Consider the following 23092-nt stretch of genomic DNA (forward strand, 5'->3'; position numbering starts at 1 on the left):
ATGCTTGTGAATAAAGCCTTGGTTTATGCACCTCCGAATAATGGCAAGGAACCTGTATTAATTTATAGTTCACAAGAGCTGATGGACTGCTCATCTGTGCAACTGACAGAACAACAGTATGTGAAAGCGCATGAGTTTGTGCAGTTGTGGCAACAAACTCATGTTTCACGATACAACCGTTGGCATCAAATGCCAGAGCTGCCTGTGCACTACATTCTGGTTGTGTTGCAAGAGGCTTTATCTGAGCAACTGCAGCACACTATGCTGTTGGCCGCCCTGACGCAGGCGGAGCAGTTGAGTGTATCCACCATTGTGCTCTGTCATGATCAACATCATGTTTTATCTCTCAGCCCTGCAATTTGTCAGCTTATTGATGCTTCTCAGCATCTGCAATGGGTAATCGATACCGAACGTTGGCACCATGCTCATGTTATTGCAAACTCAGATGCAGTGTTATGCGCTGACAGCTGGCTGGGATTTGAAGCACTGCTGTGGCAAAAAAAGGTCTATAGCTTTTTACCCTCTTTTTATAGTGCTTTAACGCACGCATTTGATGTAGTGCAACAGAAAAATCTTGATCCCAAAACTGCTAAGCCTTATCTGGAACAATGGGTCTGGCAAATCTTTTGTCAGTCAGCACTTAGACATAATTTCAGCCTGAGTTCGCCGCAAACTGATCAGGATATTCATGCCGCGTTAACCTGGCTACAGCTACAACGTTGTAGCCGCCAACGTTTTGCAGAGAGAATTTATGCCATCGCTTTTAATTACCACTGGCGGAGTATTCTCAAAACTTTTTTACAAGGAAGTTCATTGCTGTTTGTCAATACACCACAACAGGTTCCGCCAAACAGCCATGCTGTGATTTGGGGCCGAAGAGATATCAGTAAAGAGCTGGACCCATCCGTACGTTTATTAAGGCTGGAGGATGGGTTTTTGCGTTCTGTTGGTTTGGGGATCCAGTTCAGCCGTCCTTTATCCTGGGTGGCAGATCAGCAAGGGTTGTATTTTGACGCAACGACGCCATCGGATCTGGAAACATTACTTAATGAGCATCCGTTGGGGATTGAGTTACAGCAACAGGCCGAAATTTTAATAGAACAATTAGTCAGTCAAGGTATCAGTAAATACAACACTGGCCAGTTACAGTGGCAAAGGCCAGAAACTCCGAAAAAAGTCATATTGGTCACAGGACAAGTCGAGTCTGATGCCTCAATACGTTATGGTGCTCAGCATATAAAAACTAATATTGGCTTGCTTCAGGCGGTAAGAGCATTAAATCCTGACGCCTATCTAATTTATAAACCTCATCCTGACGTGGTGGCTGGCGCTCGTGCATCTGGAGCTGGTGAGCTGGATGCAATAAATTTTTGCGACTCAGTGTTAAAAGATGAAAATATTACTTCTGTTATTCCTCATGTAGATGAGGTACATGTGCTCACATCTTTGAGCGGCTTTGAAGCCTTACTGCGCGGCAAAACTGTGCATTGCCATGGTCTGCCTTTTTACGCAGGGTGGGGGTTAACCACAGACCATTGTAAAAGTGAGCGCAGACAACGTCAGTTGGTGTTGCCGCAATTAGTAGCGGCAACTCTGATGCTTTATCCGCTTTACATCTGTCGCTACAGTGGCTATTACTGCACTGCAGAACAAACTTTGACTCAGCTGATGGAATGGCGCAAACACGGAATAAACTGGCAACAAAAAACCGGAGTTCTTTTAAGATCTATGATCAATCGTGTTATTGGGGCGAAGTAGATGCAAAAAGCTCAACGTATTGCTGTGGTGGGAACCATGGCTGCTGTCATACTTGGGTTCCGTGGTGAGCTAATTAAGGCTATGGTTGCAGCTGGTCATAAGGTGTATGCCTTTGCCAGCGATTATAGTGAAGAAACAGAAAACGAAGTGTTGTCCCTTGGTGCCGAGCCAGTTCGATATAATCTTGGGCGATTCTCGTTAAATCCCTTTGCTGATTTATATAGTTGCTGGTTGCTATATCGGCAGTTTCGTAAATTACGCATCGATTTGAGTTTTTGCTATTTTGCTAAACCCGTCATCTACGGTACATTAGCCGCCTGGTTGGCTAAGGTGCCTGTACGAGTTGCAAAAATAGAAGGTTTGGGGCGTACTTTTACCATCCCTCCTGATGGAGATACCCTTAAAAGTAAGTTAGTACGATTGGTTCAGGTGTTTCTTTACCGGGTTAGTTTGTCAAAAACCCAGCATGTGTTTTTGCTAAACCCTGACGACAAAATCGACTTAATCGATCACTACAAGCTAAAGTGCGGCACTATCACTCAACTTGGTGGCATAGGTGTTAATTTAGCTTTATACCCCCGAACTAAGGTTCTTGAGCAACCTGTACGTTTTATTTTTGTCGGGCGCTTGTTAACAGAAAAAGGTATTCGTTACTTTTTGAAAGCGGCTGAATATATCAAGGCCAGGCACCACGATGTGGAGTTTATCGTGTTAGGAGAACCTGACGGCCGTCATGGCGTTTCCCGTCGTGAATTAATGAATTATGTGACACCAGGCGTGGTGATTTATCCTGGTAAAGTGAAAAATGTACTGCCTTATCTGCAAGACAGCAGCGTATTTGTTTTACCGTCTTATTATAGAGAGGGCGTGCCGCGCAGCACGCAAGAAGCTATGGCGGTAGGCAGGGCTGTGATAACGACTGACATGCCAGGTTGCCGTGAAACTGTAAAACATGGCGTGAATGGATTTTTAGTGCCAGCTCATGATTTAGATGCACTGCAGCAGGCGATGTTAAAGTTTATTCGGCAGCCGGAACTAGTAAGCAGTATGGGGCAGCAAAGCTATGTCATAGCGCAAGATAAATTTGATTCAATAAAAATTAACGAAAAAATTATGCAAGTACTGAATTTAAATGAAGTTTTTAGCAATTAATGTCGCAAGTAATAAAGGGCTTTTGTTAATGTGTCTGTATAGGGCATCTGCAGACAACAGAGCTGAAAATGATAATTAAACTTGTTGGAGTGAAGATGAAAGTATTGGTAAGTGTGGCCTCTGGCAGATCATGGCAAAGTGCGGTGCCACAATTTACGCTACCTTCAGTTGCTGATTGTGCTGCGTTATCGAATGCTCAATCAACGCCTGTGCTGGTGAGTAATACAGTGACCACAGATGAACTTGCTTTGCTATTGCAACAGTACCCTGATATTGACTTGATTGCAGCTTATGAAAGCGCCGAAATATTACTTGCTGGTTTGTTAGACGACGGCATACCGTTTGAACAGGCTCTTAGCTTTTGGCAAAAAAATACCGAAGCTTTACTCAAGTTGCAGCAACAGCATAGACGACACTTAAAACTCTTTAACCTCAATGCCCTGAGCCATCACGCAGCAGCTTTGCCCGACTGGCTATCCGCCGTGTATAAAAAAAGTAGCAATACAACAGATCACAGCATACTGAGCGTTATTGCGGCTCAGGCTTTGCGACAAAATAGTCAGCTTAAAGCTTTATCTCAACGCTTGTTTGCCAGCAGTTTACCTTTAACGGACCAGATGGAGCCCGTATTCGATCTGCAACTGATACAACAAAACCTGGTTCAGAACGATGAGCTGGAGAATACTCGTTCAGAGCGTGATCTGGTGTTAATGCAGTTACAACATGTGCAGGAAGAGCTGGAACAGCTTTTCCATAAAAAAACGGAAGTAAAGCAGCGCTATGAAAGCCTTAAAGATGACTACCAGCGTGATGCGCAATTACTGCAAAGCAAGCTGAAAGACGGTGAAAATAAAGTAAATTCAGCCAGTAAGCAACTCGCTTTATTGCAGGCTGAACTTGAACGTATTACAGCTGCTCATAACAATGCCCACAGTGAGTTAAAACAGACTTCAGATGAGCGTGATCTTCTTATGCATCAGCTTCAGCACGTACAGGAAGAATTGGAAAAGCAACATAGTAGTTACACTGAATTACAGCATAAACACCAGAAGTTACAAAACGACCACACAAACAAGCTTCAGCACGAAATACCGCAGCTGACTAAGGCTGTAGAGCAAACAAAAATACAGCTAAAGCAGACAGAAGAAGAAAATCATCTGTTGTTACTACAACTCCAGCAGGTACAAGAAGAGTTAGAACATTATTATTTAAAATTGCATAGTGAACAGCAGAAAAATAACCACGCCAGCACTGCAAAAGACAAACAGCAACAACGTGAACTAAGCAAACTGGAAAGCCAGTTGCGAAGAACCAAAGCAAAAGCGGCTTCAGCCGAACACAATGTGTATTTGCTGCAACAAGAGCTAAAAGCTTTAAAAGGCTCTGTCTTATGGAAAAGCGGTGCGCCTGTGCGTGTGCTCAGTCGTATGGTGACTAAAACAGACAAGGCAAAACAAAAACTGCAACAAGAAACTGCACTTATTTTGACCTCTGAGTATTTTGATTTGGAGTGGTACCTGGAAACCTACCCGGACGTAGCGCAAGGTAAAATAAACCCTGCTGAGCACTACCTGCGGTTTGGTGCTGCAGAGGGCAGAATGCCAGGGCCATTGTTTGATGGTAACTGGTATTTACAAAGATACCCTGATGTAGCGCAGGTTCATACCAATCCTCTTTTGCATTTTATTAAATTTGGCCAACAGGAAGGTCGAAGTGCTTCTCCGAAACTGTTAACCGACAACAGCCAGCCAAAAGAGGAATAAATTATGACCAAAAAATTTAAGCAGTTGGTATGGTTAGGGGCTGGCAATGCAACAGAGCCAAAAGGTTTAATTGAGCAGGCAGAATCCAGCGTGCTGGTTGAAGCGCGTGAAGAAGCTTATCAAAACTTAATCGGCATTTTTTCGAACACGAACAACGTAGTTGTTAAACAAGGTGTGATTAGCCCGGAAGGGGGCGACGTTACTTTTTATCGATACAACCTGCCAGAATTTTCTGCTTTACATAAAACTACTGGTTTGACTCAGTTATTTCCTGGTTTAAAGCTAGAGCAGCAAGACACTGTTGCCAGCCAAAATATTGCCGAACTCTTATCTGAAGTGGAGGTTACAGGCGAAGATAACGTTTTAGTAATTGATATTGTAGATATCAGTCTGAACCTGTTACAGCTGTTGCATACAGAACATTTACTGCATTGTTTTGGCCGCATCTTGCTGGTAAGCAGCCATGAGGCACTTTACGAGGATGCATCAAGAGGCGATGAATTAACCAAATTTATGCAGAATCATGGATTCTATTTAGCCTTAGAGGACAAAACAGACCCTGATTTGCCTTGGCATACTTTTGTTTCTAATCCTTTATGGAAAGAGCTAAAACAAGCAGAACAGCACAACGCAGAACTGAATAAACAACTGGATGCACAGCGTCAGCAGTTAGCTGAGCAGCTAAAACAAGCAGAGCAGCGCGAAGCCGAGCTAAAAAAACAATTAGACGTGCTAAACCAGCAGTTGGGCGCGCTTAATCAGCAATTGATCGAAACAGCACAACAAACAGGGCTATTGCAGCAAGAAATTGCTGTAGTTACGCAAAGTAACAAAGACTTGCATGAGCAACTTTCGGCTGTTAAAGTCGCGGCCGAAAAGAAACAGGTCGAGTTAGAGGCTTGTTTAAGTGGCAAGGATGCTGAGCTAAGTGCACTATCTGAACAACTGAATACAGAACGTACTGCGTTTACTATCCTCACTGAACAACACAATAGTTTAAAGACCAGTCTTGCGAATATGCAGGCGGCGTTACAGCTAAAAGAGCAGGAATTAACCCGGTTACAAACTGAGTACAACGGCCAACTGGCCACGTTAAAAACCGAACTTGAGCAGGTAAGCAAACATGCTGCACAACGTTTGGAAAAAGTAACTCAGTTAGAAAAAACCAACCGGCAGTTAAACGAAACCAATGAACAGCTCTCTAAAAAACAGCGCTTGCTTGAGCAGGAAATGCTTAAAGCAGAAGCACAAATAAACATCATTAAAGAACTGGTTCTGAGACAGTAATTCCGGAGTATTTTGTGACAGTTAAAACTTTTTTAGTAACAGGTGGCGCGGGCTTTATTGGTTCTGCCGTGGTAAGACATTTAATTAACGATAGCAAGCACAGGGTAGTGAATGTCGATAAACTGACTTATGCTGGCAACTTAAATTCGCTATCGCCTGTTGCTAATTCCGAGCGCTATCAGTTTGAACAGGCTGATATTTGCGATGCTGTTGCTATGGTTGCACTGTTTAACAAATACCAGCCTGATGTCGTGATGCATTTGGCGGCAGAAAGCCACGTTGACCGTTCTATTAATGGCCCAGGCGATTTTATTCAAACCAACATAGTGGGTACTTATACTTTACTGGAAGCTGCACGGGCTTATTGGTCTGGGCTGCCAACAGATAAAAAAGCTGCATTTCGTTTTCATCATATCTCTACCGACGAAGTGTATGGTGATTTACACGGCACTGACGACTTATTCACTGAAACTACGCCTTACGCGCCAAGCAGCCCATACTCTGCCAGCAAAGCGGGGTCTGATCATTTGGTGCGGGCCTGGTTGCGTACCTTTGGTTTACCTACAGTAGTCACCAACTGCTCAAATAACTACGGCCCTTATCATTTTCCGGAAAAGCTAATTCCGTTAATGATTTTAAATGCGCTGTCAGGTAAACCTTTGCCGGTGTATGGCGATGGTAAACAAATTCGTGATTGGCTTTATGTAGAAGACCACGCCCGGGCTTTAGTTAAAGTAGCCACTGAAGGTGTTGTAGGGGAAACCTACAATATTGGTGGTCATAACGAAAAGCAGAATATTGAAGTGGTGCATACTTTATGTGCGTTATTGGAAGAACTTGCACCGAATAAGCCCGCAGGCTTGGCAAATTACAAAGACTTAATAACTTATGTCACTGACAGGCCTGGCCACGATGTGCGTTATGCTATTGATGCCGGAAAGATTGAACGTGAACTGGGCTGGGTGCCAGAAGAAAGCTTCGAAACTGGTCTTAGAAAGACCGTGCAGTGGTACCTGACTAACCAGAATTGGTGGCAGGCTGTCCTGGATGGTAGTTATCAGAACGCGAAGAGTTAATTTATGACCGTTATTGTATTACTTGCGCCAACAGGGCAGGTGGGGTTTGAACTAGCCCGCTCGCTGTCTGTCCTTGGTCAGTTGCACTGTATTAGCCGTGCTGATGTTGATTTTGCTGATACTGCGGCAGTTCAACAAAAAGTAGCTGCGTTACAGCCCAGTGTGATTGTAAACGCTGCAGCCTGGACTGCGGTTGATAAAGCTGAAACTGAAACTGAAAGCGCATTTTTATTAAACGCAGCTTTACCTGAAGCTTTGGCGCACGTTGCTCAGCAACAAGATGCCTGGCTGGTGCATTATTCCAGTGACTATGTTTATCCGGGTCATGGCACCACTCCGTGGCAGGAAAGTGACCAAACCGCTCCTTTGTCGGTGTATGGTGCCAGCAAGCTGGCTGGGGATCTTGCAGTACAGCAAGGTTGTCCTAAACATCTTATTTTCCGGACCAGTTGGGTATACGCAGCGCGCGGTAACAACTTTATGCGCACCATGTTAAAACTGGCACAAAGCCGTGAGGCGTTAAATGTAGTAGCCGATCAGGTAGCGCGCCAACACCAGCACGGTTAATTGCCCAAGTTACCATATTGGCGCTGCGGCACGTTCTGTTACAACAAGCAATATTAACATCGGCCGACAAGGCAATAGCTTACGCCGGTGTATACCATTTAGCGCCAAAAGGTTATTGCAGCTGGTATGACTTCGCTGGCGAAATTTTTAGCCTGGCACGCGCACGGGGTATGACTTTGGCGCTTAAGCCTGAGCAGTTTAAAGCAATCACCACAGCAGATTACCCAACGCCAGCTAAACGACCGGCTAACTCAAGATTAAATGTAACCAAGCTTGAGCAGAGGTTTAACTTACAACTACCAGATTGGCAGCAGCAATTAGCATTAACTTTTGCTGAGTTAACAGCAGAATAAACTTAAAGGACTAACCCAATTATGCGTAAAGGTATAATTTTAGCCGGTGGCTCTGGCACCCGATTGCATCCTATTACTTTAGGTGTCTCTAAACAGCAGTTACCTATTTACGATAAGCCTATGATTTATTACCCAATTTCTGTGCTGATGCTGGCGGGTATTAAAGAAATTCTAATCATTTCCACGCCAGAAGACCTGCCAGGCTTTAAAAAGCTGTTGGGCAGTGGCAGCCAGTTTGGTGTGCGCTTTGAGTATGCCGAACAACCATCACCTGATGGCCTGGCACAAGCTTTTATTATAGGCGAGCACTTTATTGGCAAAGATCCTGTATGTATGGTGCTGGGCGATAATATTTTCCATGGCCAGCATTTTTCTGAGCAATTAAAACAAGCCGCAAAGCAGGAGAAAGGCGCCACGGTATTTGGCTATCTGGTAAACGACCCAGAGCGTTTTGGTGTGGTAGAGTTTGACCAAACTGGCAAAGCCATTTCTATTGAAGAAAAGCCAAAACAGCCAAAATCGAACTATGCAGTAACCGGCCTTTACTTTTATGACAACGACGTGGTTGAAATTGCCAAAGCAGTACAACCTTCAGAGCGCGGTGAGCTGGAAATAACCAGTGTAAACAACGCCTACCTGGAGCGCGGCGACTTAAATGTACAAAAGCTGGGCCGCGGTTTTGCATGGTTAGACACTGGCACCCACGACAGCCTGCTTGAAGCCAGCAGTTATGTGCAAACCATCGAGCACCGCCAGGGCTTAAAAGTAGCCTGTTTAGAAGAAATAGCCTGGCGCAACGGCTGGATTAGTGACGAGCAGCTTAAAAAGCAGGGTAAAGTATTTAGCAAAACCCAGTATGGTCAGTATTTACTAAGCATTTTAAAGCAGGGTAAGTAATGTTACTGGAGCAAGATGTAGACAAGCGATTACTGGAAGTGATTCAGCAGCGCATTTTAGGAAAAACATCCTGGATGGGCGTGAAAACGCTGAAAAACCCAATGGATTTTTGGGTTTATCAGGAATTAATTTATGAAAGCCGGCCAGACTATATTGTTGAAATAGGCAACAGGTTTGGCGGCTCTACGCTTGCTCTGGCGCATTTGTGCGATTTACTGGGCCATGGCCAGGTTATTGGTGTGGATATTTCACACAAAGATATGCACGAAAAAGCTAAGCAGCATCCCAGAGTAACCTTAATTGAGGGGGATGCTTGTGCGAAGTTTGCCAAGGTTCGATCGTTAATTCCGATAAACGCTAATGTGCTTGTGATTGAAGACAGCTCCCATACTTTTGAAAACACCTTAAATGTTGTCAGGCTGTACAGTAGCCTGATACCTGAACATGGTTACTTAATAGTAGAAGACAGTATTTGTCATCATGGACTCGACGTAGGCCCTTCGCCTGGCCCTTATGAAGCAATTGAAGCCTTTGTTACAGAAAATACTGATTTTGTAATTGATCGCGATAAAGAAAGCTTTGTAATCACGTGGAACCCGAAAGGGTTTCTTAAGCGCTTGTCACTGTAGTTTGCCTGAATAGAGAGGGTAGGGTTAATGCATCCATCAGCAATGAAAAATGGTGAATATTTTTTTCAGCGGTATATGCGCTACGTAAAGTCAGACACCGCGCTAAAGGTGGTTGATATTGGTGCGCAAAACGTGAACGGCAGCCTGCGCGAAGTGTGCCCGCCGGGCTGCGAATACATTGGTGTAGACTTTGTTGCCGCCAATGGTGTTGATGTAATACTGGATGACCCCTACACATTGCCCTTTGCCGACAACTCTATCGACGTGGTTGTGTCTAGCTCTTGTTTTGAGCACTCAGAAATGTTTTGGGTACTTTTTTTAGAAGTATTGCGGGTATTAAAACCTCATGGCCTTTTTTACCTGAATGCACCTTCTAACGGCGCTTTCCATCGTTACCCCGTCGACTGCTGGCGGTTTTATCCAGATAGTGGTAAAGCTCTGATTAGCTGGGCAAAACGTAATAACTATAACAGCTTATTGCTGGAATCCTTCGTTAGCTACCAAAAGGTAGAATGTTGGAGTGATTTTGTTGCCGTATTTGTTAAAGATGCGGCAGCGCAACTTCATTATCCAGAGCGGATGTTCAGTGGTAGAACCGACATAGAAAATGTGCATGTTGCAAACCATGACAAAATAATCAATTTTTCCGAAAAAACTGAAGACTTGCGCAATATTTCAGCCATGCAAAAGCAGCTGGCGCAAGTAAGAAATGTACTGGATAAAAGAGAGCAATGATGGAATACAAAAAACTGGCCATTCCCGATGTAGTGCTGTTAGCGCCAAAAGTGTTTGGCGATGAACGCGGTTTTTTTATGGAAACCTTTCGCCAGGATGAGTTTGTAAAATACTGTGGCAATTACAACTTTGTGCAGGACAATCATTCCAGCTCAGGCAAAGGCATTTTGCGTGGCCTGCATTATCAGCATAAGCAGCCACAGGGCAAGCTAGTGCGCGTAACTAAAGGCGAAGTGTTTGACGTTGCGGTCGATATGCGCCGCAATTCACCTACCTTTGGTCAGTGGGTAGGCGAGTTTTTAAGTGAAAGCAACAAGCGTATGCTCTGGGTGCCACCTGGTTTTGCTCATGGTTTTTACGTTACCAGCGAGATTGCAGAGTTTCAGTACAAGTGCACCGACTATTATGCACCGGGCGATGAATACTCGTTAGTGTGGAATGATCCAACAGTGGCTATTGAATGGCCAGTAGGCCAGGATGTGCCCAGATTGTCAGCAAAAGACGCTGAAGGCAGGCTGTTTGCCGATTGTCCTTATTTTTGAAAGTTTAAATAAAGTCATAATGTTAACGTTTTAGATTAGGTAAAATTTATATGGCAGTGGATGAATTGGTAGGACTGACGGATTTACAAAAAGCAAATAAAGCTTTTAGGGAAGGTAACTATCAAGAAGCCCTAAGTTTATATTTAGGAGTAGCACGCAGAAGTTCTGTTTTTGAAAAAATGCTCGAAGTGAATGTAAAGTTATGTCTTAACCGTCTCGAACATCCCAATAAAGCACTATCGGTCACGGAATTATTAAGTGGCCAAGCACACAGCGTAGAGAATGAAGAAAAATCAAGAAATGAAAAAGCTGTTTCTGGAGAAGCTAAACAAATAATAAATTACGTTGATGCTTTCGATGCAGATTTTTATTTCAAGCGTTATCCCGACATAAAACAGGCTGGTATTGATCCCCTTGAGCACTATTCATCTTGGGGTTGGAGAGAAGGCCGCTTGCCAAACTCTTGGTTTGACCCTGCATTTTATATAGACAAGTACGAAGATGCCAGACTTTTGGGCGTAGAGCCATTATCGCACTACATAGAAGTAGGACAATTTGAAAATAGAAAAACAAAGTCTTTTTCTATTTCTTCCGTGCCTGATGCAGTTAAAAGCTTAATCCCAAAGATTAATTTTGATGATGTCTCAGAAAATTTTGTAGATTACATAGAAAATGAGCCTTTGAAGCCATCCGTGAAGTTATTGGCTTTTTATCTACCACAGTTTCATCCTTTTCCCGAGAACGATGCTTGGTGGGGAAAAGGTTTTACTGAGTGGACAAACGTAACAAAAGCTCAGCAAAATTTTAAAGGGCATTATCAGCCCCATTTCCCGATACATAACGGCTATTATGACTTACGTGTTCCAGAGGTAATGATGGAACAAGCTAGGCTTGCTAAAAATTATGGCATCCACGGATTTAATTTTTATTACTATTGGTTTGACGGTAAAGTGTTAATGCACAAGCCATTTGAAATTTTGCTTAAGCACAAAGAAATTGATATCAACTTTTGTATTACGTGGGCAAATGAGAATTGGACTCGGCGTTGGGATGGAGCCGAACACGATGTATTAATTGGGCAAAATCATTGTGAAGAAGACTCAACCAAATTTATTGAACATATGTTTCAGTATTTTAATGATAAACGCTACATAAGAATTGATAATAAGCCGGTATTGATTATTTATCATTCTAAAATCATTCCTAATATGGCTGAGACTATTGAGCTTTGGAGGCGGAAAGTCAAAGAGGCCGGTTTCGATGGTATTTATCTGATAGCTGCGCAAACTTTTGGTTTTAAGGACCCTAATGTATACGGTTTCGATGCTGCTATGGAGTTTCCGCCTCATACAGTTAAAAGTAATAAAGTGAATGATCAGTTTGAGTTAATAAATGAAAATTACGAGGGGAGTATTTATTCCTATGACGAAGTAGTCCGTAATAGTTGTTTAGAACCTGAACCAGATTACAAAAGGTTTAGAACCGCCATGTTATCTTGGGATAATACAGCTAGGAAACAGGACAATAGCCATATATTTGCCAGTTTTTCAATGCTGAAGTATAAGCAGTGGTTATCTCATATCGCAAACCAGTCATATAATAATTCAAAATATTCTGATGAGGAAAAATTTGTATTTATTAATGCTTGGAACGAATGGGCCGAGGGTACTCATTTAGAGCCAGATCGCAAGCGTGGATATGCATATCTGCAAACCACTTTTGACGTATTGAAAGACTATAAACCTGAGTATAAAAAGGTACTCTCTAGTAATTGCTCAGAAAGAAAGAATAAAAATGCAGTGATACTGCATATCCACTATACAGAGGTATGGTCTGATATCGCTAAATATCTGTCCAATCTGGATAGCTTCGGTTTCGACCTTTTTGTGACTATTACTAACACAAATAACAATATTATCGAGAACATAAGAAGTACTTATCCAAATGCTGATATTACTTTAGTTGAAAATCGTGGTAGGGATATCAGGCCATTTATTGGTACGTATAAAAAAATTAAAGATCTTGGCTATGCTGCAGTCTGTAAAGTACATTCTAAGAAGAGTATGTACCGGGAGGATGGTGACAAGATCCGCGATGAAATATTTGATGGTCTATTAGGCAGTAAAGAAAAAGTCAAAGGTATATTGGAATTATTTAATGAAAAGAACAATGTTGGTCTGGTAACTCTGAGTAAGTATTTGGTACCACACACTGACAAAAATATGACTTACGACAGAGAAATGGTCCATGCTTTAGCTGAGCTACTTGATATAGATTTTGAATATTCTGTTTTCCCTGCTGGCTCGATGTTTTGGTTTAAGCCCCATGCCTTGTCTGGTTTAGAGAAAATTGAAGAGCACTATTTTGAACCAGAAGAAGGTCTAGCTGATGGCACTCTAGCTCACGCTATTGAAAGAACATTAGTAAGTTTATGTTGTAAAAATTTTTGTGTGAGCTCAGTGTTATGATGTACCAATTAGATTTTGATTTTTCTAAGTTAGATCTATTGAAATCTTTAATTAAAGGTCATTTTGATAATCCAGAACGAGGTCTAAAGATTTTTAGGGACTCAATTTTTATTTCTGGTTGGTTTTTATCTGAAGATTATGAAGTATATTTAAAGGTCAAATACAGAACTGGCCAAGTATTTAAAAAGCTGCTTGATGTAGAGCGTCCCGATGTTATTAAACATTTTGGTTTATCTGAGAGATCAGCAATGTGTGGCTTTCAGTTGCAGATTGAACCTAAAGGTCAAGAGTTTATTTTAGCTGTTTCAGTTGGCTCCGTTGATTATGATATTTTAAATATTAGCTCCTTTTCTTATAGTGAGGATGAAATAAGTAAAGTTAAATCTGCTTGGCTTGCTCTTCATGTCCATGATGTTTCTGATATTGCCTTAGATGATGAGCCAGGGTTTGAGTATAACGTTATTAAACCAATTTTCTGCTTTTCAAGTATTCAATCAGTATATGCTAAACATGTTGATGCTTTGAAAGCTCGCTTCGAACACTCATCAGATTTTTTGTCTTTTTTCGAGGGATTTTATAAAAGAGATTGGGCTGTTGATTACATCGAGAACCTTGCAAGTGATAGCTTGGGGACTGGTTTTGAATGTCATTGTGTTGCTAGTTATGTTATAGACGACTTTAACTTTCTTCTATTTGATAGTGTGGGGTTTAGGTTTTACATTGTTCAGCATTGCACTAATGTTTTGATCGTTTTCCCAACACTTTTTGAGTGTGTGTCTCTGTATATCGAAGAATGGGCTAATGCTGCTCTTGATAAACTTGGCAAACTTTTTTCACTTTTAGTCAAGCTATCAAATACTGGCATCAAATTTCCGGCTATTGGGCCTGCTAAATTCCATGGGTTGAATGTTAGTCAGTCTAGGCCTTACCACTATGTCTATGACTATTTGCATGGCATCGACTATTTGTCACAAAAAGGTGTTTTAAATTTAAATGCTTACTCCGTCAAGGGGTTTGATTTTTTAGATGTGTCAATTTTTTTCGATAATATAGCTTTTTCAAAGTCAGATGATGCTTATGAATTAAATAAATATTTAAGCTTGAATCAATTTTTCGTAATCATGCCATGTCTTCAATATGTTAATGGGTCGTATGACCGTGATTTGATCTCTTTATCCGCTAAGTTGAGAGCTGCGCACTCACATTCCTTGGATTTAGAACCATATGACTTTGTTTTGTGGGTTGGTATTTCAGTTGAAAAGCGTAAGTGGGTTGAACAAGTTGAAGGTATTTCATCAATCTTGAAAATGCTTAAAATAAGATTCAGCAAGCTCTGCGTTATCCTTGATGGAAGAACTTCTACGATTACAGATTCATTTAGGTCAAATAAAGTTGTGTTAGAAGAAAATTTGATTTTTAACGAGATAATTTCTCTGGTTCCCGACGTCAATTTTGTTAATCTTATTGGTAAGGGTATGCAAGAAAAGTTAGCTTTTGCCGAAAAAGTAGACTTTTTCTTGACATCTTTTGCTACCGACTCGCTCTATGTGTCTTGCATTAATAAAAAGAGAGGTGTTGTGTATGTTGCTCCATCAATTAATGTTGATCAGAGAAAATTACATGTACATCACACAATTGTCGAAGTGCCCGGCGATAAAATTACAGAGATTAAAGTAGATGGAAAATCCTGGCATGAGACTAGCGTCAGTATGGATTGGCGTGACGTATACGCATGTATAGAGCAAGTTTTAGATAGAGGTAATTAATATGTTGGTATTAGACTGCACACTCCGCGACGGCGGTTACTACAATAGTTGGAACTTTCCGCTGGATGTAACCAACAAATACCTTGATGCTATGGCTGCTGCAGGTGTTGATATTGTCGAGCTGGGTTTACGCTCGCTCATTAACAAAGGTTTTAAAGGCGCCAGCGCCTATACCACCGACAGTTATATCCGCACGCTTAGCATACCTGCCAGCTTAAAAGTGGCAGTAATGATTAATGCCACTGAAATCGTTGGTGAAATGCTACAAGAAGAAGCGCTGCAGAAATTGTTTCCCAATGATGCCGCCAGCTCACCGGTAGACGTGGTGCGTATTGCCTGTCACGTGCATGAATTTGTAAAAGCCTTACCTGCTTGTAACTGGTTAAAACAACGCGGTTATATTGTTGGTTTTAACCTGATGCAGGTTGCTGATCGCACTCAGGAAGAAGTTGAAGCGCTGTCGCTGGAAGCCAGTAAATACCCTATAGACGCACTGTATTTTGCCGACAGCATGGGCAGTATGGACCCAGCGCAAACTACGCAAATTATTAGCTGGCTACGTAAACACTGGCGGGGCGCTATGGGTATTCATACCCACGATAATATGGGGCTGGCATTATCTAATACGCTGCAAGCAGTAAAAGACGGCGTAACCTGGTTAGACGCAACGGTAACAGGTATGGGCCGTGGGCCTGGTAATGCCCGCACTGAAGAGCTAGTGATAGAAGTAGCCGATATGCGCAAGCAAGCCATTAATATGGTGCCGCTGATGTCGGTTATTCGTAGCTATTTTCAGCCTCTTAAAAACCAATGTGGCTGGGGTTCAAACCCGTATTACTATTTATCTGGTAAATACGGTATTCACCCTACTTACATTCAGGAAATGTTAGGTGATTCGCGCTATAGCGAAGAAGATATTCTGGCTGCGATTAATCACTTGAAAGTAGAAGGCGGCAAGAAGTTTAGCCTGAATACCCTGGATGCAACGCGCCAGTTTTATAACGGCGAACCTCGTGGTAATTGGTCGCCAGCAGAGATGTTTGCCGCGAAAATCGTACTTTTATTAGGTACAGGTCCTGGTGTTGCGGAACACCGTGTTGCACTTGAAGATTATATTAAAACGCACAAACCGGTAGTAGTTGCGCTAAATACGCAGTCTGGCGTAGCGCAGGAACTTATTGATGTGCGTGTTGCCTGCCATCCAATTCGCTTGCTAGCGGATTGCGAGGCGCATACCCAGTTACCACAGCCACTAATAACGCCTGCTTCAATGTTGCCTGCTGATGTTCTATTAGCTCTTAAAGGTAAAAGATTGTTCGATTACGGTTTGTCAGTTAAAACTAACACATTTGAGTTTGGTGAAAAGGCCAGTGCACTGCCCACCTCATTAGTTATTTGTTATGCACTAGCTGTGATTACCGCTGGGGGGGCAAGCAAAATTATGATGGCTGGCTTTGACGGTTATGGCGCTGACGATCCTAGAAACTCAGAGATGAATAAGTTGCTGCAGTTTTATGCGGCTAATAGTGCTTCGTTAGAGCTGCTGTCAGTAACACCAACTCGTTACGAAATTAAATCTCAAAGTATCTACGGCTTAGCAGGCTAAGGAAGTTAGATGACCGTAAGCGTTTTTTTACCTTGTCGTAAGGGTAGTGAGCGAGTACCCCAAAAAAATATTAAGCCTTTTGCTGGTATCGAGCATGGCCTGGTTCAACTGAAACTTAAGCAGTTGCTAAGTTGTAATGCAATTGATGAGGTTGTGCTATCAACTAATGATGAAGAAATACTAAGCTTTGCTTCTGGTATTGTTCATAGCAGGCTTCGTGTACACAAACGTGTTGATTCGTTGTGTACAAGCACAACCAGTACTGATGAACTGGTCGCGCATGCTTTAGATTTGATACCAACAGGCCATATACTTTGGACACATGTCACATCGCCTTTTATTAATGCACAGGTGTATCAGGAGATAATAGCGCAGTACTTTAAGTCATTGGAGCAGGGTTATGACTCATTAATGACCACGACTCTAATACATGGTTTTTTGTGGAATGAGAAAGCACCAATTAACTATGACCGCAGCAAAGAGAAGTGGCCAAGAACGCAGTCCATTGCCCCAGTACACGAGATAAATAGTGGGGTATTTTTAAATAGTGCGGAAAATTATCGAAAACTCGATGATCGTATAGGCAACAAGCCTTTTCTCTATCCTATGAATAAGATTACCGCACACGATATTGACTGGCATGAAGACTTTGTTATTGCAGAGACTATTGCTAAAAACGGATTAGCGGGCTTATGAATTTAGCGAAATACCAAACTCTGGTGTTCGACTGCGACGGTGTAGTGCTGAACTCTAACAAAGTCAAAACCGAGGCTTTTTTTAAGGCTGCTTTGCCTTATGGCGAAACAGCTGCCCAGCAGTTGGTTAATTACCATGTGGAGCGTGGTGGTATTTCGCGCTACAAAAAGTTTGAATGGTTTTTGCAAAATGTAGTGTCAGGGCAGCACGGGCCGAACCTTGAGCAACTACTTACAGCTTATGCTACAGAAGTACGCCATGGTTTGCTTACGTGTGACATCGCCGAGAAGTTAGTGCTGTTACGCGAAAAAACCAGCCATGCAAATTGGTTAATTGTTTCAGGGGGCGATCAGCAAGAATTGCGTGAGGTATTTGCTGAGCGTGGTATTGCTGAGCTGTTTGACGGTGGCATTTTTGGTAGCCCTGATAGCAAAGATGCTATTTTAGCCAGAGAATTATCAGTGGGTACTATAAAGCCGTCGGCTCTGTTTCTGGGTGATAGCCGCTACGATCATGTGGCCGCTAGTGCGGCAAAATTAGACTTTGTATTTTTACACAACTGGTCTGAGTTTAAGCAGTGGCCGGATTATTGTTCAAGCCATGCCATCACTGTGATGAGATCTATTAGTCAATTTTTATAGTGTGCTCAGTATTTTATTCAGTAAAAACTTTTATTTGTATTGTGATGAGTAAGACATTTGCTCATTTTTCTATATAGTCAATAACATCTAAGGTTTTTACGAGTATGTTTTTATTTGCTCACCGGCTATTTATTTTTAGGGCACATTAAGATATGAAAAACACCGATTTAAAAATTCTTTTCATTGATATAACTAAAACGGCAGGCACTGCTATTGCTGAGTCTTTTCAAGCTTACTTTCCTAATTATATTTTTGAAGGTAAGCATCATTCTATTCAAAACTTTATTTCATATGGTTCAAACATCGTTGATGACAATGGCTTTCCGCACAAGGGGACTTGTAGTGTGGTAACAAAACAAGACATTCAGGATTACACTACCTTTAGCGTGATAAGAAACCCTTACGATCGTATGGTTTCATTATGGTTATGGGGATGTGATACTGTATATGGCCATGATTTCGATAAATTCGTCGATGATGTTGCTACTAACAAGTTTCAGGACTTCAATCGGGTAAGGTATCGTTCACAAGTGGAATGGATCAGTGATGTCGAAGGTAATAATCAAGTTTCTCACTTACTTAGATATGAAACGTTGGCGCAAGATTTTGCTGTATTCCAGGAGGTCATCGGAGTAGAAAAGTTTCCATTACTTGTTCGGAACACTGCTTTGGATAGATCTAAAAAACAAAGATCAGCATTTCAGAACTATTACTCCAGTGAAGTAACTCGACAAACTGTAGAAGATATATGGGCAGCCGATTTTAAAATGTTTAACTATGAAAAAATATAGCTTGTAATGTCCTGTAATGTGTTAATGGTAAAGTTAAAAAGGGCTGCATAGGTTGTAAACTATTAAATTAGTAACAACTTCGATCAATAGCGCTAGGTTGGTATAAATAAGGCTATATCGGCGCTGGAATATGCTAACTTGTTGCAACAGCGTATAAGTTATTCTATCGAGTGACGTATTCTTCTTGGGTGACTATGAAAAAATTATCCTCTAAATTTTCTACCGGTTATAAAGAAATGTGGCAGGCTCAACAGTATTCTTTTTTTGAGCCGCTAACTAGCTACCCATTAGAACGTCATCCGGATAAGCATAATATCGCCTATATGATGGCGGGTTCTGCGCTATTTTGTAGCGATATAAACGTTGCCAGTGCGTTATACGAAAAAGCCTGTTCACTTACAAAAGAACCGCCACAAATTCAAAAATTTATGCTAGCGGCTTTAAATATACAGTTTGGCAGAGCGTTGTTATTAGCAGACCAGCAAGCCAAGGCGCTAGAAAAGTTTATTGAAGCTTGGCAAATGGGTAATGCACTTTTAAAACCGTTATTTTATGGTTTTATGTGTGAAGCCGCAGAGCAACTTTTAAACGCGGGTGACTCGCGCGCGGCAATACAGGCCTGGCAGGATATTGCCACTGTTTTACAGCAGGAGACACCCGAGTACGTATATCATCGCATGAGCCATTGTTATGCTGTAAATAGTATGGGGTTTGGCGGTACGCCCGAGCAAAACCAATTATGGGGTGATTGCTACAAGCACGATGTTTTAGCGTATTTCCATGCTCATTTGCAGCCGGATTTTTATTTTGAAATTGGCGTTGATGAAGGGCAAAGCCTGGTAAGGGCCAGAGGTAAAGCTCTCGGGGTAGATGCTCGGCCAACATTAAACCTCAAAGTAGATTTACCAGATACCGCTAAAATACTGGGTATGAGCAGCGACGCGTTCTTTAAAAAGTGTGCCGTGGCCGAGTTTAGCCAGTCACCTGATTTGGCCTTTATTGACGGTATGCATTTGTTTGAGTTTGCACTGCGTGATTTTATCAATTTTGAACGTTTTGCCGCGCCCAACACGTTAGTGGTTATTGATGACATATTTCCTTGTCACCCTATTCAGGCTGAAAGACGCAGAGTTACTGGTACCTGGGCGGGTGATGTATGGAAGCTTTTACCTATCTTACGAAAATACCGCCCCGACTTGCTGTTAATGCCGCTTAAGTCTTATACAACAGGGCTGCTGCTGATTGCAGGTTTAGATCCTAACAATACCGCGCTTAGCGATAACTATGCAGACATTATGGCTGACTATCGGACCGATATGTCGCCGCCAGATACTATTTTAGCGCGCGCCCACAGTGTAGCTTCTGACCATGCAGCTGTAGATATATTACTTTTTTCATTAAAAAAGTCTAAAACTGAGCAATTAGACTATATAAAAACGAAGCAGTTATTGACGCTTGTTGAACCGTTTTTAACCGAAGCACTAGCAAACAGTCTTGATGACTACAAGCCTGAGAAAATATCGAATCTGAGCGTTAGGCAACAGCTAAAACAGTTGAGTGAAGTGCATTGCCAGTTGTTTTTGCCACAAGCGCAAGATCCTGTTTATTCCGAAGCTTGCAGTTTGCGTAGAACTTTTGCAGTGCATGGTGTGCAGCATCTTGCTTTTAACTTCGAACAAGCATTGTCGAAGCAACCGTTGAGGTTTGATCCTGCTACAGCACCGGGCTTATTTGAAATTCTTTCTATTAAGCTCACTGATATGGATAACAATACCCTACTGGCTCTGACAGATAGCGCAGAACTGAATAGACTCGCCTTAGTTGGTGACGCAATTAAACTTGTTGGTACAGAGCGTTATGTTTTTTACGTTTATGGTGGCGATCCAATAATAATGCTTCCGGTTATTGAGGTGAGTAAACGTAAACTAAGTTTAGTTGTAGAACTTAAAGCTATAAGTGAACAGCCTGAGCAGCAGTTGGTTTGGCTGCAACATAGTAAGAGCAGGCCTGTGTAACTTGGATAAGCCGCAGTTAAAGTAGGTTTTAATGCTAAATGTGTAGATAGTTCACCCACTGCAAACCGCAGTTGGTTTGTGATTACACATTGTGGTTCTACCATATACAGGATTAATTTTTGACTGATTACAATATTAAATTAACTAAACAAACCCAGCAGCAAGGGCCTGTGAATCGCTGGGTGCTTGATTTTCCAATTACAGACAGCACTGCAACGCTGGCTGAATTAACTGAAACTGGGTTCGTGTTTCAGGGCTGGGTTTTGCTTCATAAAGCTGCGGCAATACAAATTTATTTAAAGCAGGGGGCTGTGGTAAGTTACTTTGCGCTAGATAAGCCGCGCCCTGATGTGGTGCAGGTGATTTTAAAGCAGGATGCCGAACAGCATCCTCAGCTTCATTGTGGTTTTCGTTTTTCAGTTGCCCTTAGTGCGGCAGATTTTATTTTGGGTGTTGTGCAGGATGGTCAATATTTTCCGTTATGTGATGGGCATATTTCAGGCCCTTTTAAAGTTTTAGAAGGTAAAGATAACTGGTTGTTTTTAGACAATGACACCAATAAAAGTGTCGAGCAGTTTACCGGTAAGCAATTGTTAGAAACATCAGCCAAACAAGGCTGGCAGCTTTATATGCAGAAATTACAAAGCTATGCTGCCGAACATCAATGCAGGCATGCGCTACTGATGGCTCCGGCTAAAGAGGCTGTTTATACTGAGTTTTATCCTTATAAAAAAGGTGTGCTTACTCCGGTTGAACAAGTGATGCACTCTGTGCCTGATGGCTTGAATTTATGTTACCCGGTCGCGGCACTACGGCAATCAACTCAGCGCAGCTTCAGAATAACAGACACACACTGGTCTCCTTTTGGTGCCATGCTTGCCAGTGTTGAACTAGCTGTTAGTCTTGGCTTGAATCGGTTAGAAGTTGAAGCTTTATTTGTCAATGATCAGTATAGAGGTGCCTTACTAATCGGTGATTTGGGTAATAAATTGTTTCCACCTAAAGCCTCTGAAGAATGGTTGTTAAAGGGTTTTAGTTATCGTAAATCAGTGGTGTCTGATAATGGGTTGGCTAATTTTGGTCGTACTTTATGCTTAGCGAATGAGCAGGCTTTAGTGCAGCAGCATTTGGTTATCTTTGGTGCTTCGTCCAGCTATTCAATGCTGGATTATTTATGCCGTATTTTTGGCCGCATTACTCTGATGCATACGGCGGGTAATATTGACCCGAATGTGTTAGCAGAGCTAAAACCTGATTATCTGGTATGTCAGACCAATGCTCGTTATGTAGTCAGGGCGCCAGACGCAGACTATTCACTTGCTACTGTGATCGCAGAGAAAACCAAAGAAAATCAATAATTTAAACCGATTTTATGACTGTAAAGCAGAGTGCTGTAGTTTATGGTTTGTTTTCGCTGTAAAGTGGCGCCAAGTGGTTTTAGCGTTAAACAAGGAGTGTTGGCATGGGACTTAAGCTTAGGGCTTTTATCAATTCATCAGTAGTACTGGCGCTGTTTTTTTTATTGTGTTCTTGTTCGGGTGGGGATTCAGCAACTGACACTGATGTTAAGCCCACACCCCAACCAGCACCTGTAATTAAAAATCCCTTGGTTGATTGTGGCGACTATCGTATTGAACCACCTTCAAGCTTGCCGTGGAAATTAAGCCGCCCTACAGATTGGGTTGTGATGGGGTCATCTTCTGCTTTTGGTGCAGGCGCATCAGTGCCCGGGAATAGCTGGGTGAGTTTAGTTACATCCACCTATTCTGAACAGGGTGTGGCAGTGCACAATATAGCCAAGGGCGGCTATACCTCTTATCATGCTCTAGCGAGCAATTGTATTGTCTCTGGTAGCCGGCCGGCTGCGGATCCACAACACAACATAGGTAAGGCACTTGAGTTCAAGCCTGACTTGGTGTTTTTGTCTTACCCCTCCAACGATGCTGTCAGCATGTTTGCTGCCACTGAAACAGCCAGTAATTTGCTACTATTGCGCTGGCAATTGATGCAACAAGGTGCTGCAGTAATGATTTTATCTGCGCAACCACGCAACACGAATTCCCCTGCACAAGCCGCTTTACTTGAACTCGATAGACTATTGCGGCCTTTAGTTGGTTCGTGTTTTGTCGAGTTGCATAGCTTATTAGTTGCTGGTTCCGGTGGCTTAGCTACCCAGTTTGATGCAGGCGATGGGGTTCATTTAAATGATGCAGGCCATCAAGTTGTTGCTCAGGCAATCAATCAGGCATTAAACAGCAGGCGTTGTGTTGAGTTATTATGACAGCTCTGGCAAACTCGCGCGCATTAACTAGTTAATGGCTTGTTGCGTTAAACAAATTCTGAGGGATAA

18 protein-coding genes and 1 pseudogene are annotated in these 23092 nt (G+C 42.3%); all 19 read left to right on the top strand.

All coding sequences use genetic code 11. The features are described 5' to 3' along the window. The 19 genes and pseudogenes from WH43_RS10635 (at window position 1) to WH43_RS10725 (ending at window position 23023) form a co-directional block, all read left to right on the top strand. A complete protein-coding gene (locus WH43_RS10635; protein ID WP_053424579.1) occupies window positions 1-1758 on the top strand; it encodes a capsular polysaccharide export protein, LipB/KpsS family in 1758 nt (585 codons plus the stop codon). Continuing rightward, on the top strand, window positions 1759-2910 hold the full coding sequence (locus tag WH43_RS10640; RefSeq protein WP_053424580.1) for a glycosyltransferase family 4 protein: 1152 nt from the start codon (window positions 1759-1761) through the stop codon (window positions 2908-2910). 95 nt (window positions 2911-3005) lie between these two features. After that, window positions 3006-4673 (top strand): coiled-coil domain-containing protein, encoded by a 1668-nt coding sequence (locus WH43_RS10645; protein WP_053424581.1) that lies wholly within the window; start codon window positions 3006-3008, stop codon window positions 4671-4673. Window positions 4674-4676: 3 nt separating this feature from the next. Beyond that, window positions 4677-5960 (top strand): coiled-coil domain-containing protein, encoded by a 1284-nt coding sequence (locus WH43_RS10650; protein ID WP_053424582.1) that lies wholly within the window; start codon window positions 4677-4679, stop codon window positions 5958-5960. A gap of 14 nt (window positions 5961-5974) precedes the next feature. Further along, window positions 5975-7036: a dTDP-glucose 4,6-dehydratase gene (gene rfbB, locus WH43_RS10655; protein ID WP_053424583.1), complete on the top strand. Its 1062-nt coding sequence runs from the start codon at window positions 5975-5977 to the stop codon at window positions 7034-7036. 3 nt (window positions 7037-7039) lie between these two features. Further along, a pseudogene (gene rfbD / locus WH43_RS10660) lies at window positions 7040-7956 on the top strand (dTDP-4-dehydrorhamnose reductase). A 21-nt stretch (window positions 7957-7977) separates the two neighbouring features. Continuing rightward, the gene (rfbA, locus tag WH43_RS10665) at window positions 7978-8853 is read left to right on the top strand and encodes a glucose-1-phosphate thymidylyltransferase RfbA (RefSeq protein ID WP_053424584.1); all 876 of its coding nucleotides are present in this window, start codon (window positions 7978-7980) and stop codon (window positions 8851-8853) included. After that, a complete protein-coding gene (locus WH43_RS10670) occupies window positions 8853-9482 on the top strand; it encodes a CmcI family methyltransferase (RefSeq protein ID WP_053424585.1) in 630 nt (209 codons plus the stop codon). Before rfbA ends, WH43_RS10670 begins: the two co-directional genes overlap by 1 nt. Window positions 9483-9509: 27 nt before the next feature. Beyond that, window positions 9510-10217 carry a class I SAM-dependent methyltransferase gene (locus tag WH43_RS10675; RefSeq protein WP_053424586.1) on the top strand — a complete coding sequence of 236 codons (708 nt, stop codon included), beginning with the start codon at window positions 9510-9512 and terminating at the stop codon, window positions 10215-10217. Further along, window positions 10217-10759, top strand: coding sequence for a dTDP-4-dehydrorhamnose 3,5-epimerase (gene rfbC / locus WH43_RS10680; RefSeq protein ID WP_053424587.1), 543 nt, complete (start codon window positions 10217-10219; stop codon window positions 10757-10759). Before WH43_RS10675 ends, rfbC begins: the two co-directional genes overlap by 1 nt. 50 nt (window positions 10760-10809) lie before the next feature. Further along, complete coding sequence (locus WH43_RS10685) at window positions 10810-13227, top strand: glycoside hydrolase family 99-like domain-containing protein (RefSeq protein ID WP_053424588.1); 2418 nt, start codon at window positions 10810-10812, stop codon at window positions 13225-13227. After that, a complete protein-coding gene (locus tag WH43_RS10690; protein ID WP_053424589.1) occupies window positions 13224-14993 on the top strand; it encodes a hypothetical protein in 1770 nt (589 codons plus the stop codon). Before WH43_RS10685 ends, WH43_RS10690 begins: the two co-directional genes overlap by 4 nt. 1 nt (window position 14994) lies before the next feature. Beyond that, a complete protein-coding gene (locus WH43_RS10695) occupies window positions 14995-16599 on the top strand; it encodes an aldolase catalytic domain-containing protein (RefSeq protein ID WP_053424590.1) in 1605 nt (534 codons plus the stop codon). 9 nt (window positions 16600-16608) lie between these two features. Next, window positions 16609-17295: an acylneuraminate cytidylyltransferase family protein gene (locus WH43_RS10700; protein WP_053424591.1), complete on the top strand. Its 687-nt coding sequence runs from the start codon at window positions 16609-16611 to the stop codon at window positions 17293-17295. After that, on the top strand, window positions 17292-17936 hold the full coding sequence (locus WH43_RS10705; protein WP_053424592.1) for an HAD family hydrolase: 645 nt from the start codon (window positions 17292-17294) through the stop codon (window positions 17934-17936). Before WH43_RS10700 ends, WH43_RS10705 begins: the two co-directional genes overlap by 4 nt. A 152-nt stretch (window positions 17937-18088) precedes the next feature. Continuing rightward, complete coding sequence (locus WH43_RS10710; protein WP_053424593.1) at window positions 18089-18727, top strand: sulfotransferase family 2 domain-containing protein; 639 nt, start codon at window positions 18089-18091, stop codon at window positions 18725-18727. A gap of 194 nt (window positions 18728-18921) precedes the next feature. Then, on the top strand, window positions 18922-20742 hold the full coding sequence (locus WH43_RS10715; RefSeq protein WP_053424594.1) for a class I SAM-dependent methyltransferase: 1821 nt from the start codon (window positions 18922-18924) through the stop codon (window positions 20740-20742). Between the two features lie 119 nt (window positions 20743-20861). After that, a complete protein-coding gene (locus WH43_RS10720; RefSeq protein WP_053424595.1) occupies window positions 20862-22100 on the top strand; it encodes an alginate O-acetyltransferase AlgX-related protein in 1239 nt (412 codons plus the stop codon). A gap of 104 nt (window positions 22101-22204) precedes the next feature. Further along, entirely contained in the window at window positions 22205-23023 is an 819-nt protein-coding gene (locus tag WH43_RS10725) for an SGNH/GDSL hydrolase family protein (RefSeq protein WP_053424596.1), read from the top strand. The last annotated feature ends 69 nt before the right edge of the window (window positions 23024-23092 follow it).

Origin of the sequence: Rheinheimera sp. KL1 (genome assembly GCF_001275035.1) — a bacterium.
In the GTDB taxonomy this organism is placed as follows: Bacteria; Pseudomonadota; Gammaproteobacteria; order Enterobacterales; family Alteromonadaceae; genus Pararheinheimera; species Pararheinheimera tangshanensis.